This is a genomic window from Gordonia sp. McavH-238-E, assembly GCF_022348225.1.
Taxonomy (GTDB): Bacteria; Actinomycetota; Actinomycetes; order Mycobacteriales; family Mycobacteriaceae; genus Gordonia; species Gordonia terrae.
In genome coordinates this window covers 110,151-125,171 of the sequence record NZ_JAKRFE010000007.1, presented here as the reverse complement: position 1 = coordinate 125,171, position 15,021 = coordinate 110,151, and the positions used below count along the sequence as shown (strand labels likewise).

The following is a 15,021-nucleotide window of genomic DNA, read 5'->3' as shown; positions in this document are numbered from 1 at the left end:
TGATCGGGTCACAACGATTGCGACGCTTGGCCGTCGACGAATCGGGGATGGTGACCGTCGAGGCCGCGTACGCGATCGCCGCGATTGTCGTCACGGTGCTGATCGCGGTCGGCGCCATCGCCGCGGTGACCACGCAGATCCGATGTACCGATGCGGCACGAGAGGTGGCGCGACTGTCCGCCGCGGGGGATTCCTCGGCGCGGGAGGCCGCCCGGCGGCTCGTCGGTGACGCTGCACGAGTGTCGATCTCGGCCTCGGACGAGAATGTCGTCGTCGAGGTCAGGTCGGAGGTGGCGATGCTGCCGGGTCTGACGATGTCGGCACGGGCGGTGGCGGCGAAGGAGCCGACGGGTGCGGATCAGGTGGTGTTCGCGCCGGGGGTCGGACCATGACGGCCGGCCGGGGACTGGTCGTGGACGATGACGGTCACGCGACGGTACTGGGTGCATTCACGATCGCGGCATTCGCCGCCGTCCTCGTGATGGTGATCTACGTCGGGGGCGCGGTGCTCGCCCGGCACCGGGCGCAGTCGGCGGCCGATCTGTCGGCACTGGCCGCGGCGATCGATCACGTCGCCGGCGAGGTGAATCCGTGTGCGGCCGCGCACGACCTGGCCGGCCGTCAACGACCCCGCGCAGAACTGGTCGGGTGTCGTGTCGACGGCGATGACGTGGTGGTGACGGTACGGGTGCCGGTCGAACTCGGAAGCCTCGGGACGAATCACGCCACCGCACAGGCCCGGGCGGGGCCGATCGACTGACGCCGCCGGGGCGGACTCACCCGAGCCCGTCCGAGTCGACGGCGATCTGCTTCGGGTACACGCGGATGGATTGCATGGGGGCAAACCACAATTGGTGAAAGTGAACCTCGGTGTCACCGCGGTACGCGAGTTCGAAGCCGTCGGTGCCGGTGTTCAAGGGAATCCACGACCGGGCAGCCCGAACGAACGACGACCAGTGGATGAGCTCGCCCTCGGTGAGGAAACCTCCTGCTGCTGCCCAGATCTCGCCGGATTGGGCATCGGAGGAAGCCAGATAGACCTCGCCGAGCGACGCGGTCACCCGTGGCCCGACCATCGCCGTCTGGAGGTACCACTGCGCCGTCGTCACGACGTCGGTGAACCCACCGGACCGGGCAGCGCACCAGGCGTAGTGAAGGTCCAGGGCGTCGAGTGCCTCCTCTTCGGAGAAGAACACGTCGCGTTCGCCGATGGAGGACGGCAACTGGTCGGTGTTCTGCGTCGGCCGGGCGAGCAGGAAGAAGGCACGGGAGGGGCGGGTGACCTGACGGTACGTGTGGGTTCCCCGGTCGGATGCCTCGTCATGCATGGGCCAAGTATTCCCGACGGAGGAGATCCAGGACGGCCACTGCGCCATTCTTGTCCAGCGGGTCGTTGCCGTTGCCGCACTTGGGGCTCTGGACGCAGGACGGGCAGCCGCTCTCGCACCCGCAGCCGGCCACCGCGTCCCGGGTGGCGTCGATCCAGGTCAGGAATGCCGAGTGCCCCCGTTCGGCGAAGCCGGCACCGCCCATGTACCCGTCGTAGACGAAGACCGTCGGCAGCCCGGTGTCCGGGTGGAGGTCGGTGGAGAGTCCACCGATGTCCCAGCGGTCGCAGGTGGCCACCAGGGGAAGGAGACCGATGGCCGCATGCTCGGCGGCGTGGAGAGAGCCGGGGAGCCGGGTCTCGTCGATGCCGGCGTCGGCGAGCGACTCCGGTGTGAGGGTGTACATCACCGCGCGGGTACTGAGTGTCTGTTCGGGCATGTCGAGTTCGACGGCGTCGAGCACCTCGCCGGTCCGCAACGTGCGCAGATACCCCACGACCTGGTGCGTGACGTCGACCTCGACGAACGCGACCGTCAGCGGACCGAATCGTCGGCTCGCGAGGGTCGCGGTCACGGTGACGTCGGTCGTCTCTCGCGCCGACGTCGTCCAGTCCGGGTCCTCGGGGTGTGTCAGCGCGAGACCGTCGTCGAGGTCGAGCTCGTCGACGAGATAGCTTTCGCCCTGGTGGATGTGGACGGCGCCGGGGTGCACCGTGGACATGGCCCGGCCGGTGTCGACCGTGCCGAGCAGTTGCGACGTCGTGGTGTCGACGATGAGGACCTGACCGCCGATGCCGCCGCGGATGTCGACGTCGGCGTGGGGTTCGGTCCCGGCGGTGACGTACCAGCCCGACTTGCGTTTGCGGAGCAGACCCTCGGCGGCGAGGTCGTGTGCCACGTCGTGTGCATTCCAGGCGTCGATCTCTGTGTCCGACAGCGGCTTCTCCATGGCAGCGCACAACAGGTGCGGGCCCAGGATGTAGGGATTGGCCGGGTCGGTGACCGTGGCCTCGACGGGCTTGCCGAGCAGCGACTCGGGGTGGTGCACGAGGTAGGTGTCGAGTGGGTCATCGCGCGCGACGAGCACGACGAGCGAATCGCCGGACTCGCGCTGGCGTCCCGCCCGTCCGGCCTGCTGCCAGAACGAGGCGACCGTGCCGGGATATCCACTGACGATCACGGCGTCGAGTCCGCTGATGTCGACGCCGAGTTCGAGCGCGTTGGTGGTGGCCACGCCGAGCAGTTCGCCGTCGGAGATGGCCTTCTCGAGACGGCGCCGGTCGTCGGCCAGATAACCGGCGCGGTAGGCCCCGATCCGGGACTCGAGCTCGGGGGCGCTCTGCGACAACAGGTGTCGCGCACTGAGCGCGGTGAGCTCCACGCCTCGTCGGCTGCGCGCGAAGCACAGTGTGCGAGCCCCCTCCACCACGAAATCGGCCAGCAGTCGCGCGGATTCGGCCCCGGCCGAGCGGCGCACCGGTGCGCCGTTCTCCCCGGTGACCACCCGCAGGAAGTCGGGCTCCCAGAGGGCGACGGTCCGCTCACCGCGGGGAGACCCGTCCTCGGTCACCGCCACCGCGGGCTCGCCGATCAGCCTTCCCAGCGCCTCCGCCGGCTCGGCGACCGTCGCACTCGCCCCGATGACGATCGGGTCGGCGCCTGCGGCCCGCGCGATGCGCAGCAACCGCCGCATCACCAGCGCGGTGTGCGAGCCGAACACCCCACGGTAGTGGTGACATTCGTCGACGACGATGAATCGAAGATGTCGGAAGAACTGTCGCCACCGGTGATGGTGGGACAGGATGCCGATGTGCAGCATGTCGGGGTTGGTGAAGATCCAGCGCGAATGCGCACGCGCCCACTGCCGGATCTCGGGGTCGGTGTCGCCGTCGTATGCGCACGGCTGCAGGTGCCCGAACTCCGGTCGTCCGGCGATGATCGACGACACCGCCCGGATCTGGTCGGCGCCGAGTGCTTTTGTCGGCGCGAGGTATAGCGCGGTCGCATTCTTTTCGTTCAGCAAAGCAGTGAGAATGGGCATTTGATACGACAGGGATTTGCCCGATGCGGTACCCGTGCAAATAGCGACATGATTTCCGTGGAATGCGGCGTCGGCCGCGCTCGCCTGATGAGTCCACACCTTCTCGATGCCGTTGTCGGCGTAGGCGTCGATCAGCGGTTGCGGCACCCATTCCGGCCACTCGACGAAAGATGCTGAGCGCGACGGGATTACCGACAGGTGGGTGAGGGGGGAGGGGTCGGCGTCGGAACCCGCGAGGGTCCGGGCCAGTAGTCCTGTCCCGAATGTGGAGTACTGCATCTTCTGGTGACAACTCTTCGAAATAGTGTCGCGGCTTCAGGTCTCCTGACCTGCGGCGATGTTACCGGCTGATGTCGTTGCTCTGAAGTTTGACGAGGTTTTGACTCACTTTGGTTCGTGTGACTATCGCTGGGGGGCCGAACATGATTGACTGGTTCCGGCCGCAGCTTTCGCGACCCACCGCCCGGTGGGCGACAAGCATGTTGCAGCCGTGGTACTGAGGTTAGTTTGGCGGATCGATGCAGATCTTCGCGGGGCTCTTTGAGGTATGGCGGTCGACCGGCCACGACACGATGACCCATCGTGTCGCGACAGTTGATATGTAAAGGATTGCAAGAATGGCACAGGGAACTGTGAAGTGGTTCAACGCGGAAAAGGGCTTCGGCTTCATCGCGCCTGATGAGGGTTCCGACGACGTGTTCGTCCACTATTCCGAGATCCAGGGATCCGGTTTCCGCACCCTCGAGGAGAACCAGCGGGTCGAGTTCGAGGTCGGACAGGGCACCAAGGGGCCGCAGGCCACCGGCGTCCGCGCCGTCTGAGAACACCCGCGTGTGACTGCACCACGCAGTCGGGGCAAACCACCGCTCCCGTTTCGATTCGTCGAGGCGGGAGCGGTTTGTTGTCCGTGCCCCACAATGCGCCTCTGTCCGCGCTCCCATACCTCCTCCTTCGTCGTGACGATCACCGATCGCTCCCTGGGAAACCTCCCACCGGTTTCCGAGGCGCACCACTAGTCTCGACTCGTGGGCCAGTTGTCGTTTTTCTCTGCCGAGACCGAACAGCCCGCGTACGCCGATCTCGCGGGGTTGCTCGCGGCGCACGGACAGTCCGTCCGCTCCGAAACCGGTACGCGGGTCTCGATCGTGGTGGCCGACCGCTGGCGGGCCGAACAGATCGTCGTCGAGATGCGTGCGGCCGGACTCGACGCCGAGTCGACGGCGTCGGACGAGGGCACTCCACTGGCACGCACCGCCTCCTGTCATGAACTGGACCCGCTGCACAAGGCATGGTCGGCGGGAGCGGTGAAGGCGATGCCGTCCGGCTGGGTTCCGAGCTACCGGGCACTGCGTCTGTGGGTGATCGCCGCAGGCCACCTGGACGACGGTCGCTACCAGCTCGGTTTGGATCCGCACGCCCCGGAGTCGCACGCCGCGCTCGCCACCGCGCTGATGCGTGTCGGCATCGCGCCCACCCTGGTCGGTACGCGTGGGCATTCGCCGGCACTGCGGATCGCCGGCCATCGGCGACTGTCGCGCCTGCACGAGTACGTCGGAGTGCCGCCCTGCGCCGAGGCCGTCGCGGACTGGCCGCCGGTGGACGAGCATTAGCCATCCCACACTCGAGCCTCTGAACTGGTAGAACGTGTCAAAGTGCCGGCGGATCCGTCGCTCGCTGGGGTCCGGCGCGGAATTCAGATGTGCAAACGGCGCTATACATAAGGTACAAACCCATCGAACACACCTGAACTGACACGCAGGAACGTTCTCCACCCAGTCAACCAAAGGACGCCCCGGTGGCAGAGACCAGCACCGCATCCCGCTCGAGTGGGGCCACCCGACGCCTCGTGATCGTCGAGTCGCCGACCAAGGCCCGCAAGATCGCCGGCTACCTCGGGTCGAACTATGTGGTGGAGTCCTCCCGCGGGCACATCCGCGACCTCCCGCGCGGCGCCGCCGACGTGCCGGCCAAGTACAAGGGTCAGCCGTGGGCCCGTCTCGGGGTCAACGTCGACGAGAACTTCGAGCCGCTGTACGTGGTGTCGCCCGACAAGAAGTCCACCGTCAGCGAACTCAAGTCCCTGATGAAGGACGTCGACGAGCTCTACCTCGCCACCGACGGTGACCGCGAGGGGGAGGCGATCGCCTGGCATCTCCTCGAGACGCTCAAGCCGAAGATCCCGGTCAAGCGCATGGTGTTCCACGAGATCACCGAACCGGCCATCCGGGCGGCCGCGGAGAATCCGCGTGACCTCGACATCGACCTCGTCGACGCGCAGGAGACCCGACGCATCCTCGACCGCCTGTACGGCTACGAGGTGTCGCCGGTGCTGTGGAAGAAGGTCATGCCGAAGCTGTCGGCAGGCCGCGTGCAATCGGTGGCCACGCGGATCATCGTCGAGCGCGAACGCGAGCGCATGGCGTTCGTGTCAGCGGAGTACTGGGACATCTCGGCGACGATGGATGCCGACGCAGATGCCGGTGTCGGCAACCCCCAGACCTTCAAGGCGCGGCTGGTCAACGTCGACGATGCCCGGGTCGCCACCGGCCGCGACTTCGAGTCCACGGGTGCGCTGAAGAAGTCCGACGGGGTGATCGTGCTCGACGCCGACCGCGCCGAGGGGCTGGCGGCCGGTCTGCGGGGCGCGGCGATGACCGTGACGTCGGTCGAGGAGAAGCCCTACACGCGTCGTCCGTATGCGCCGTTCATGACCTCGACGCTGCAGCAGGAGGCCGGCCGGAAGCTGCGCTTCACCTCTGACCGCACGATGCGGATCGCGCAGCGCCTGTACGAGAACGGCTTCATCACCTACATGCGTACCGACTCGACGAGCCTGAGCGAGTCGGCGATCAACGCCGCCCGCGCGCAGGCCCGCGAGCTCTACGGCGACAACTTCGTCCATCCGACGCCCCGGCAGTACACCCGCAAGGTGAAGAACGCTCAGGAGGCGCACGAGGCGATCCGGCCCGCCGGCGAGACCTTCCGTACCCCCGGCCAGGTCGCCGGGCAGCTCGAGGCCGACGAGTTCCGCCTCTACGAGCTGATCTGGCAGCGCACCGTCGCCTCGCAGATGGCCGATGCCAAGGGCACCACGCTGAGCCTGCGCATCGCGGGGATTGCCTCCAGCGGAGAGCGCGCGACGTTCGCCGCGTCGGGCCGCACGATCACCTTCCCCGGCTTCCTGTCGGCGTATGTCGAGACGGTGGACGAGCAGAGCGGCGGCCAGGCCGACGACGCCGAGAACCGGCTCCCGCAGCTGACCGAGGGCCAGTCGCTGACGGCGACCGACCTGACCGCGGACGGTCACTCGACCAACCCGCCCGCACGCTTCACCGAGGCCTCGCTGGTGAAGGTGCTCGAGGAACTCGGCATCGGCCGCCCATCGACCTACGCCTCGATCATCGGCACCATCCAGGACCGCGGCTACGTGGTGAAGAAGGGCAATGCCCTCGTGCCGTCGTGGATCGCCTTCGCGGTCGTCGGGCTGCTCGAGGCGTACTTCCAGAGCCTCGTCGACTACGACTTCACCGCGACCCTGGAGGACGACCTCGACCAGATCGCGACCGGCAACGAGAACCGGACGAAGTGGTTGACGGAGTTCTACTTCGGCGATGACCACCCGGGTGCCGACGGCGAGAACCGTTCCGCCCATTCGGCGATCGCGCAGTACGGCGGACTCAAGAAGCTCGTCGGCGTCAACCTCGAAGAGATCGACGCCCGGCAGGTCAACTCGATCCGCCTGTTCAACGACGAGGAAGGGCGTCCGATCTACGTGCGGGTCGGCCGATTCGGGCCGTACCTGGAGCGCAATGTCGCGACATCGCCCGACGCCGAGCCGGATCTGCAGCGCGCCAACCTGCCCGCCGACATCACACCGGACGAGCTGACTCTCGCGATCGCCGAAAAGCTGTTCGCCACACCGCAAGAGGGCCGCTCGCTGGGCACGGACCCGGCAACGGGCCACGAGATCGTCGCCAAGGAAGGCCGGTTCGGTCCGTACGTGACCGAGATCCTGCCGTCGGACGACGATGACGACGACGGCGACACCCCGGCGACCATCCCCGCGGGCCCGACCCCGCGCGATGGCGGGGCCGGCGGTGGCACCGGCGGTTCCGATTCCGCCGACGGCGACGTCGTCCCGCTCGACGCGCCGGGCGGCGGCACGGCGACGAAGACGAAGCCCGCGGCCAAGAAGACCGCGAAGAAGGCTGCGAAGAAGGCCGGTCCCAAGCCGCGCACCGGCTCGCTGTTCAAGACGATGGACATCTCGACGGTCACGCTCGACGATGCGCTGAAGCTCCTGTCGCTGCCGCGTGTCGTCGGCGTCGACCCGGAGTCCGGCGACGAGATCACCGCGCAGAACGGCCGGTACGGTCCGTACCTCAAGAAGGGGTCGGACTCGCGGTCGCTCGGTTCCGAGGAGCAGCTGTTCGAGATCACCCTCGACGAGGCGCTGAAGATCTACTCCGAGCCCAAGCGCCGCGGTCGGCAGGCCGCCGCACCGCCGCTCCGTGAACTCGGCAAGGACGACGAGGTCAGCGGCAAGCCGATGGTCATCAAGGACGGCCGCTTCGGACCGTACGTGACCGACGGCGAGACCAACGCGAGCCTGCGCAAGGGCGACGAGGTCGCCTCGATCACGCCGGAACGCGCGATGGAACTGCTCGCCGATCGGCGCGCGCGCGGCCCCGCCAAGAAGGCCACGAAGAAGGCGGCCAAGAAGGCTCCGGCCAAGAAGGCCGCGGCGAAGAAGACGGCGGCGAAGAAGACGGCGGCCAAAAAGACCACGGCGAAGAAGACGACCGCCAAGAAGACGGCAGCGAAGAAGACCACCGCGAAGAAGACCACCGCGAAAAAGACAGCTGCGAAGAAGGCGACCCCGGACGCCGAGTGACGCCCGGGCCGTCGCTCAGGCCGACCGGTCCGGCTCGAGATGCGGGCGCGCGAGAAGCGTCTCGATCCCGCGGCCGCGGAGTTCGACGCCCTCGCCGATCTCCCAGTGCTCGGCCTCTTCGTGCGACGCCAAGAACACCGCGCGGGCGGACCCGAGCACGCGTGTGGGCTCGTCTTTGGCGAGTTCGGTGAGTCGGGCCGCCTCGTTCACGGGGTCGCCGATGACCGTGTACTCGAGTCGCTGTTCGGCACCGATGTGACCGGCGATGGCCTTGCCGGCCGACACCCCGATGCCGATGTCGGTGTCACCGAGGGTCTCGTACAGCTCGGCCCGCAACTCACGCGCAGAGGCGAGCGCGCGGCCGGCGAAGTCGTCGAGGTCGAGCGGTGCCCCGAAGATCGCGAGCGCCGCGTCGCCCTGGAACTTGTTGACGAATCCGCCGTGGCGTCCGACGACGCCGACGACGACCCGGAAGAACTCGTTGAGCAGCTCGACGATCTCGCGCGGTGGCCGATTGACCGCCAGTCGCGTCGAGCCGACGATGTCGACGAACAGGACGCCGACATAGCGCTCCTCGCCGCCCAGCTCGGTACCGGTCTCGATGGCGCGCCGGGCGACGTCCTCGCCGACGTAGCGACCGAACAGGTTGCGGAGCTGCTGACGTTCGCGCAGATCGGCGACCATGTCGTTGAAGCCGGCCTGCAGCAGGCCGAGGTCGCTGCCGTCGTAGATCTTGACCGCGACGTTGAGGTCGTTCTCGCTGACCTTGGCCTGCGCGCGGCGCAGCTGTTTGATCGGATCGTTGATGGCGGCCACGACGCGCACGATCGCGATGACGCTGAACGCCAGTGCCGAGATGGCCATCCACAGGATCGGCCGTTCGAGGCCGGTGGAGTCGGCCTCGATGATCCCGAGCCGGTGGAGCACGATCATCCCGATGATCACGAGCATCGGCGCCACGACGCTGATCACCCAGAAAGCGGTGATGCGGGTGGTGACACTGGGAGCGATCGCGTTGTCGGGATTGTTGGCCATCGCCGCGACGGTGATCGGCCGCATGACCTTCTCCGCCTGCATGTAGCTCAGCGCACACGTCACCATCGCGCCGATCGTGCTGGCGATGGCCACGATGAAGGCGTTCTTCGACGACACGGTCAGGTTGACCAGTGTGAACAGTGTGCCGCCGACCACCCACAGCGCGGCGTTGACCGCGGTCAGCAGCATCGGCAGAGCGAGTGCGCGGCGTCGCGCGGCCTCGTTGTCGAGCCGGGTGCGGCGCCGATGCCAGATGAGTACCGGTAGGGACAACTGGATGCTGGCGAAGCCACCGATCACCATGGCGATCAGCAGGTAGGCCGCGAAGATGACCTGGTTCAGCGCGGTGATCTCGTCGAGGCTGATCGAATCCTGGATCGGCATGCCGAAACGCAGGAACGCGAAGGTGAACAGCGCGCCGACGAGATTCGCCCGCAACATATCGAGCGCGAGAATCGGCCACGGCGTATGAATCAGCCATCGGGCCAGATGCAGGCCCTTTGACCACCGCGACCGTTGTTGAACCACGGAGACCACGGTAGCTGGCTGCTTGCAATCGTTAAACACGGTTCCGTGTCTCAGGCGTGTCCGAACTGCGGATTAGGGTGTTGCTGTGACAAATGTCTTCGATCGGCTGACCGGGCAAGAGGCCATCGCCGACGATCTGCGGGCGGCCGCGCGCGCCGCACGGGTTCTGGCGGCGAGGCTCGACGCGGGGGCCTCGGCCGACCTGTTCCTCGCCGACGACGAGATCCCGGCCGTCGACGCGGGATGGTCGCGGGCATCGATGACCCATTCGTGGTTGTTCACCGGGCCGCCGGGCAGCGGTCGGTCGGTGGCCGCGCAGTGCTTCGCCGCGGCGCTCCAGTGCCAATCGCCCGATGCCGCGAACATCGGCTGCGGCGAGTGCCGCGCCTGCGTCACCGTGATGGCCAAGACCCACGCCGACGTCCGCCATGTGGTGCCGGAAGGGTTGAGTCTCGCCGTGGGGGCCATGCGGGACATCGTCCAGGCCGCCGCCCGCCGGCCGGGGACGGGACGCTGGCAGATCGTCATCGTGGAGGACGCCGACCGACTCACCGAGCAGGCCGCGAATGCGCTGCTGAAGGTCGTCGAGGAGCCGCCGTCACGAACGGTCTTCCTGCTGTGCGCGCCATCGGTCGATCCCGAGGACATCTCGGTGACCCTGCGGTCGCGCTGTCGGCACGTCGCGCTCGTCACGCCGACGACCGCAGACATCGAGCGGGTTCTCGTCGAGCGGGACGGCCTCGACCCGGAGCAGGCGAGATGGGCGGCGTCGGTGTGCGGCGGTCACATCGGTCGCGCGCGCCGGCTGGCGACCGACCCGGAGGCCCGTACGCAGCGCGAGAAGGCGCTCGGGCTGGCGCGTGCCGCCTCCCGGGACTCGACCGCGTACGCCGCAGCCGAGGAGCTGGTCCGGTCGGCCGACGAGGCCGCCAAGGCGATCAGTGCCGAACTCGACGTGGCCGAGACCGAGGAGATGAAGACCGCTCTCGGTGCGGGCGGTACCGGCAAGGGCACTGCGCGGATGCCGCGCGGCAGTGCCGGCGCGCTCAAAGAACTGGAGAAGCGGCAGAAGTCGCGGGCCACCCGGGTCGGACGCGACGTCCTCGACCGCGCGCTCGTCGACCTCGCCGCGCTTTTCCGGGACGCGCTCGTCGTCGGCGTGGGTGCTCAGGTCACCGCGATGCACCCGGACAAGGCCGACGACCTCGCGAACCCGCTCGCCGGCTACGCCAGGCCCGAGCAGCTGCTGCAGTGCGTCGAGGCGGTACTCGCCTGCCGTGAGGCCCTCGACATGAACGTGAAGCCGAAGTTCGCCGTCGACGACATGGTCGCGCGGATCGGGCTGGCGCTCGCGCGTCCGATGCGAACGTAGGCACTTCCCACATTGGTAACTCGTATGTTACCAATGTGGTGTGGATGAGTTCGAGGCGATCGCCGATCCGGTGCGTCGAGCCCTCATCGAGCGGCTCGCTCGAGGCCCGGCGCGTGTCGTCGACCTCGCGGCCGACCACCCGATCAGCCGGCCCGCGATCTCGCGACACCTCCGGGTGCTGGGTGAGGCCGGCATGACGACGGTCGTCGATCAGGGGCGCGAGCGACACTACGAGCTCGCACCTGGTGCGCTTGCCCCGGTTCGGGCCTGGCTCGACGCCGTGGACTCGGAGGTTGCGAACTCGGAGGTTGCGGGCTCGGAGGTGGTCGAGCCGAGATTCGACGATCGCCATCTCGATGCGCTCGACCTCGAGGTGCGACGCACCGTGCGCGAACGCGGCCAACCCGAGGCTGATGCCGAATCGCTCGATTCCGCTCCCACACTTACAGATTCGATCAAGCGACACGAGGAGACAGGATGAGCGCCGACGTCACGGCCACGGGCCGTCGAGAGATCCGGGCCGGTGTGCCCCACGTCGTGCTGGAGCGCACCTTCACCGCGCCTGTCGACGCGGTGTGGGCGGCGATCACCGAACCGTCCCGGCTCGAGCGGTGGATCGGCACGTGGGCGGGAGATCCGGCCGACGGTGTCGTCGACTTCCGGATGACCGCCGAAGGGGACGACGTGGAGTCCGAACGGTTCTCGATCCTGGAGTGCGATCCGCCGCGTCGGCTCGTCGTCGAGTCGAAGTCGCCCGGCGGCGACGGTGACGGCGATGTCTGGCGGCTGGAGCTCGATCTCATTGAAGCCGATGGGACAACCACTCTCACCTTTGCGCAGGGGTTACCGAGACCGGACTCGGCCGAGAACGTTGGTCCAGGGTGGGAGTACTACCTCGATCGTCTGGTCGCAGCCGAGGGGGGCCGCAGTGTCGCCGAGGTCGACTGGGATGCCTACTACCCGGCCTTGGCGTCGTCGTATGAGGCCATGTTCCGGGACTGATCGGGTCGCGCTCGTTCGTGATCGCCGAAAGGCGACGAGCGCCGGGACCTATCATGAGTTCATGGTCGCGCCGCGACCGGACGATGAGCGAGGAGCAGACGATGTCGGACTTCATCCGCAAGATCAAGGAAGATGCCAAGGCCGTCTCGGCTGCCATCGATCAGGAACTGACGGTGCTCGAGGGTGTGCCGGGTTACGACCCCCTCGCCGACAACAAGGACACGGACGCGTCCGACGAGACCGCCGAGGGCGCGGCCCACGTCGAGGGCGACCCCCGGTAGGGCTCAGACGCCAAACGGCCGCCGGATGGGAAACCATCCGGCGGCCGTCCTGCTCACTGAGGGTGTGCTCGCTGCTGAACCCACCCCGGGGCGCTCACTTCTGAACGAACCCCAGCAGCGCCTCGTTCACCTCGGCGGCGTGAGTCCAGAGCAGGCCATGGGGGGCGTCGGGGATCTCGACGTACTCGGCGTCCGGAACGGCCTGGTGGAAACGCCGTCCGCTGGCATCGATCGGCAGGATGTTGTCCGCGGTGCCGTGCAGGATCAGCGTCGGCTTGCCCGAGTCGCGAACGGCGGCAACATCTTCGCGGAAGTCTTCGATCCAGGTGGGGACGACCGCGTAGGCGGCGACCGGTGCGCTGCTGACGGCGGTGTTCCAGTTCGCGTCGACGACCTCCTGCGTGATGCGGGTGCCGAGATTGTCGTCGAGGTTGTAGAAGTCCTTGTAGAACTGGGTGTACCAGGCGTAGCGGTTCTCCTTGGCCGCCGCGGCGATGCCCTCGAAGACGGAACGGTCGACGCCTTCGGGGTTGTCGTCGGTCTTGACCAGGAACGGCTCGAGCGAGGCCAGGAACGCGAACTTCGCGATGCGGTCCGTGCCGTGGTTCTTGGCGTAGCGGGCGAGTTCGCCGGTGCCCATGGAGAATCCGACCAGGATGACGTCGCGGAGGTCGAGCGTGGTCAGCACGGCGTCGAGGTCCGCGGCGAAGGTGTCGTAGTGGTAACCGGTGCCGACCTTGCTGGATTTGCCGAATCCGCGACGGTCGTACGTGATCACGCGGTACCCGGCGTCGATGAGCTCGCGCGCCTGCAGCTCCCAGCTGTTGCCGTCGAGCGGGTAGCCGTGGATCAGCACGACGGCCTGGCCTGCGCCGTGATCTTCGTAGTACAGCTCGATGTCGGTCGAGTTCTCGGTGCCGACTTTGATGTAGCCCATTTGCGATCACTTCTCTCTGCTGAGGCGACCGATCGAGATCGGGATCGGTGCGGCGGGCGGGAGAACGGTCGTTCTCGCCGGTGATTGCTACACTAGAGAACGATCGTTCCCCGCGCAACCCCTGCGTGGGAACAGGCTGAAGAGGAGTTCCGGGTGACCGACACAGTGGACCCGCGAGAGCAGGTGGTCCGTGCCGCTGACCAGCTGTTCAACGCGCACGGCGTCCACGCTGTCGGGATGGACAAGGTTCGCGATGCCGCGGGGGTGTCGCTCAAGAAGATCTATTCGATGTTCCCCTCGAAGGAGGCGCTGATCCTCGCCGTGCTCGAGGACCGCACCCGGCAGTGGAACGCCGGGATCGCCGCATGTGCCGACGGTTTGTCGTCGCCACGAGAGAAGTTGCTGGCGGTGTTCGACTTCCTGCTCGAGTGGTTCGGCACCGACGAGTTCCGCGGGTGCGCGTTCATCAACGCCTACGGCGAACTCGGGGCCGAGATGCCCTCGGTCGCCGCGGCGGTTCGCGCCCAGAAGGCCGACTTCCAACAGTATGTCGCCGGCCTGGTCGCCGAGTTGGGCGCGCCCGACGGCCTCGGCGCGCAGCTGTCGATCCTCGCCGAGGGCGCGCAGACCACGGCGGCGATCGCCGGCTCGGTCCGGGCTGCCGACGACGCGCGCGCCGCCGCCGAGATCCTGATCGACCAAGCTCTGCGTTGATCGTGCGTCGATTCCCGTTGATCGTGCGTCGTTTCTCGTCGACTGTGCATCGTTCGTCGGTGTGACAACGACGGCGTTCGCTCATGACGGCCGGGCCGGATGGGAAAACCGCTCGCGCCGGGACGTGATCGATGCGACGCTGCGACGATGGCCGACCCCAACCCGTCCATCGCCGAGACCTTCGTCGAGAACGGCTTCGTCAAGATCGAGCGTCCGTCATTGCGGAGCGCGGCAGACCGTGCGCGGGCGGGTCTGTGGGCGCAACTGGGGTTGTCCGAGGACGACTCCGCGGGCTGGACCGAACCGGTGCGCTGGGCGTCGGACATGGTGGGCGCCGGCCCATTCGGAGTGCTCGCCAACAGCGCGGAGCTGACCGAGGCGCTCGACGCGATCTGCGGCGTCGGTGGGTGGACGCCCCGGGGCGCCCTGGGCAACATCCCGGTCCGCTTTCCGGTGCCGCCGACGGTCGATGACCGTGGCTGGCACATCGACGCCAACACGCCGCGCGAGGACGGGTCATGGGTGGTGAGCCGACGCCCCCATACCGTGTTGATCCTGACCCTGCTGTCCGAGGTCGGGCCGACCGATGCGCCGACCCGAATTCGGCTGGGATCGCACCGCGATGCCGTCGATGTCCTCACCGACGACGGGCAGAGTCCGTTCGACGTCGGCCCGTCGGTCGATGCGGCGAGCCGCGACCGCCCGATTGCCTTCGCGACCGGCAACCCGGGTGACGTCTACGTGGTCCATCCGTTCACGGTGCACGCGGCCGACGAACATCGCGGCGCCACACCGCGATTCATGGCCCAGGGGCCGGTGATGCTCGCCTCGCCGTTGTCGGCGGACTCGGCCGGGCCACTCGCGTGCGTGTTCTGAGGCCGACGATGGA

General features: G+C 67.7%; 15 protein-coding genes. 11 read left to right on the top strand and 4 right to left on the bottom strand.

Annotation, left to right across the window (positions count from 1 at the left end; translation table 11 throughout):
* Positions 1-47 precede the first annotated feature (47 nt).
* Both MHN80_RS12120 and MHN80_RS12115 read left to right on the top strand, forming a co-directional pair.
* On the top strand, positions 48-392 hold the full coding sequence (locus tag MHN80_RS12120; RefSeq protein WP_239402178.1) for a TadE family type IV pilus minor pilin: 345 nt from the start codon (positions 48-50) through the stop codon (positions 390-392).
* Positions 389-760: an Rv3654c family TadE-like protein gene (locus tag MHN80_RS12115; protein ID WP_239401930.1), complete on the top strand. Its 372-nt coding sequence runs from the start codon at positions 389-391 to the stop codon at positions 758-760. Before MHN80_RS12120 ends, MHN80_RS12115 begins: the two co-directional genes overlap by 4 nt.
* A 16-nt stretch (positions 761-776) precedes the next feature.
* Here MHN80_RS12115 and MHN80_RS12110 read toward each other — a convergent pair whose 3' ends face one another.
* Positions 777-1,328, bottom strand: coding sequence for a hypothetical protein (locus MHN80_RS12110; protein ID WP_004022108.1), 552 nt, complete (start codon positions 1,326-1,328; stop codon positions 777-779).
* Entirely contained in the window at positions 1,321-3,648 is a 2,328-nt protein-coding gene (locus MHN80_RS12105; RefSeq protein ID WP_239401928.1) for a DEAD/DEAH box helicase, read from the bottom strand. The genes MHN80_RS12110 and MHN80_RS12105 overlap by 8 nt, the downstream gene beginning before the upstream one ends.
* A 338-nt stretch (positions 3,649-3,986) precedes the next feature.
* Between MHN80_RS12105 and MHN80_RS12100 the strand changes: the two genes are divergently transcribed.
* From MHN80_RS12100 to topA, 3 genes are all read left to right on the top strand, one after another.
* Entirely contained in the window at positions 3,987-4,190 is a 204-nt protein-coding gene (locus MHN80_RS12100; protein WP_004022110.1) for a cold-shock protein, read from the top strand.
* Between the two features lie 204 nt (positions 4,191-4,394).
* The gene (locus MHN80_RS12095; protein WP_004022111.1) at positions 4,395-4,979 is read left to right on the top strand and encodes a hypothetical protein; all 585 of its coding nucleotides are present in this window, start codon (positions 4,395-4,397) and stop codon (positions 4,977-4,979) included.
* 185 nt (positions 4,980-5,164) lie between these two features.
* A complete protein-coding gene (gene topA / locus MHN80_RS12090; RefSeq protein WP_239401926.1) occupies positions 5,165-8,263 on the top strand; it encodes a type I DNA topoisomerase in 3,099 nt (1,032 codons plus the stop codon).
* Positions 8,264-8,278: 15 nt separating this feature from the next.
* On the opposite strand, the gene MHN80_RS12085 is transcribed toward topA, so the two are convergent.
* On the bottom strand, positions 8,279-9,739 hold the full coding sequence (locus tag MHN80_RS12085; protein WP_101821047.1) for an adenylate/guanylate cyclase domain-containing protein: 1,461 nt from the start codon (positions 9,737-9,739) through the stop codon (positions 8,279-8,281).
* Between the two features lie 172 nt (positions 9,740-9,911).
* Between MHN80_RS12085 and MHN80_RS12080 the strand changes: the two genes are divergently transcribed.
* The 4 genes from MHN80_RS12080 to MHN80_RS12065 all read left to right on the top strand — a co-directional run bounded on the left by MHN80_RS12080 (position 9,912) and on the right by MHN80_RS12065 (position 12,481).
* Positions 9,912-11,198, top strand: a complete 1,287-nt coding sequence (locus MHN80_RS12080) for a DNA polymerase III subunit delta' (protein WP_239401924.1) — start codon at positions 9,912-9,914, stop codon at positions 11,196-11,198.
* A 40-nt stretch (positions 11,199-11,238) separates the two neighbouring features.
* Positions 11,239-11,679 carry a helix-turn-helix transcriptional regulator gene (locus MHN80_RS12075; protein ID WP_239401922.1) on the top strand — a complete coding sequence of 147 codons (441 nt, stop codon included), beginning with the start codon at positions 11,239-11,241 and terminating at the stop codon, positions 11,677-11,679.
* Positions 11,676-12,200 carry an SRPBCC family protein gene (locus tag MHN80_RS12070; protein ID WP_101820988.1) on the top strand — a complete coding sequence of 175 codons (525 nt, stop codon included), beginning with the start codon at positions 11,676-11,678 and terminating at the stop codon, positions 12,198-12,200. The genes MHN80_RS12075 and MHN80_RS12070 overlap by 4 nt, the downstream gene beginning before the upstream one ends.
* Positions 12,201-12,301: 101 nt before the next feature.
* Positions 12,302-12,481, top strand: coding sequence for a hypothetical protein (locus MHN80_RS12065; RefSeq protein WP_101821046.1), 180 nt, complete (start codon positions 12,302-12,304; stop codon positions 12,479-12,481).
* 94 nt (positions 12,482-12,575) lie between these two features.
* Here MHN80_RS12065 and MHN80_RS12060 read toward each other — a convergent pair whose 3' ends face one another.
* Entirely contained in the window at positions 12,576-13,418 is an 843-nt protein-coding gene (locus tag MHN80_RS12060) for an alpha/beta fold hydrolase (protein WP_101820987.1), read from the bottom strand.
* A 153-nt stretch (positions 13,419-13,571) separates the two neighbouring features.
* On the opposite strand from MHN80_RS12060, the gene MHN80_RS12055 reads away from it, so the two are divergent.
* Positions 13,572-14,132, top strand: a complete 561-nt coding sequence (locus MHN80_RS12055) for a TetR/AcrR family transcriptional regulator (protein ID WP_239401920.1) — start codon at positions 13,572-13,574, stop codon at positions 14,130-14,132.
* Between the two features lie 147 nt (positions 14,133-14,279).
* Positions 14,280-15,008, top strand: a complete 729-nt coding sequence (locus tag MHN80_RS12050; RefSeq protein WP_239401918.1) for a phytanoyl-CoA dioxygenase family protein — start codon at positions 14,280-14,282, stop codon at positions 15,006-15,008.
* Positions 15,009-15,021 lie beyond the last annotated feature (13 nt).

Excerpts from the sequence above, each read along its gene's own strand:
- MHN80_RS12110 (WP_004022108.1), bottom strand. The coding sequence starts at position 1,328 with ATGCATGACGAGGCATCCGACCGGGGAACCCACACGTACCGTCAGGTC.
- MHN80_RS12120 (WP_239402178.1), top strand. The coding sequence starts at position 48 with ATGGTGACCGTCGAGGCCGCGTACGCGATCGCCGCGATTGTCGTCACG.
- MHN80_RS12050 (WP_239401918.1), top strand. The coding sequence starts at position 14,280 with ATGGCCGACCCCAACCCGTCCATCGCCGAGACCTTCGTCGAGAACGGC.
- MHN80_RS12065 (WP_101821046.1), top strand. The coding sequence starts at position 12,302 with ATGTCGGACTTCATCCGCAAGATCAAGGAAGATGCCAAGGCCGTCTCG.
- MHN80_RS12060 (WP_101820987.1), bottom strand. The coding sequence starts at position 13,418 with ATGGGCTACATCAAAGTCGGCACCGAGAACTCGACCGACATCGAGCTG.
- MHN80_RS12070 (WP_101820988.1), top strand. The coding sequence starts at position 11,676 with ATGAGCGCCGACGTCACGGCCACGGGCCGTCGAGAGATCCGGGCCGGT.
- MHN80_RS12100 (WP_004022110.1), top strand. The coding sequence starts at position 3,987 with ATGGCACAGGGAACTGTGAAGTGGTTCAACGCGGAAAAGGGCTTCGGC.
- MHN80_RS12105 (WP_239401928.1), bottom strand. The coding sequence starts at position 3,648 with ATGCAGTACTCCACATTCGGGACAGGACTACTGGCCCGGACCCTCGCG.
- MHN80_RS12085 (WP_101821047.1), bottom strand. The coding sequence starts at position 9,739 with ATGTTGCGGGCGAATCTCGTCGGCGCGCTGTTCACCTTCGCGTTCCTG.
- MHN80_RS12115 (WP_239401930.1), top strand. The coding sequence starts at position 389 with ATGACGGCCGGCCGGGGACTGGTCGTGGACGATGACGGTCACGCGACG.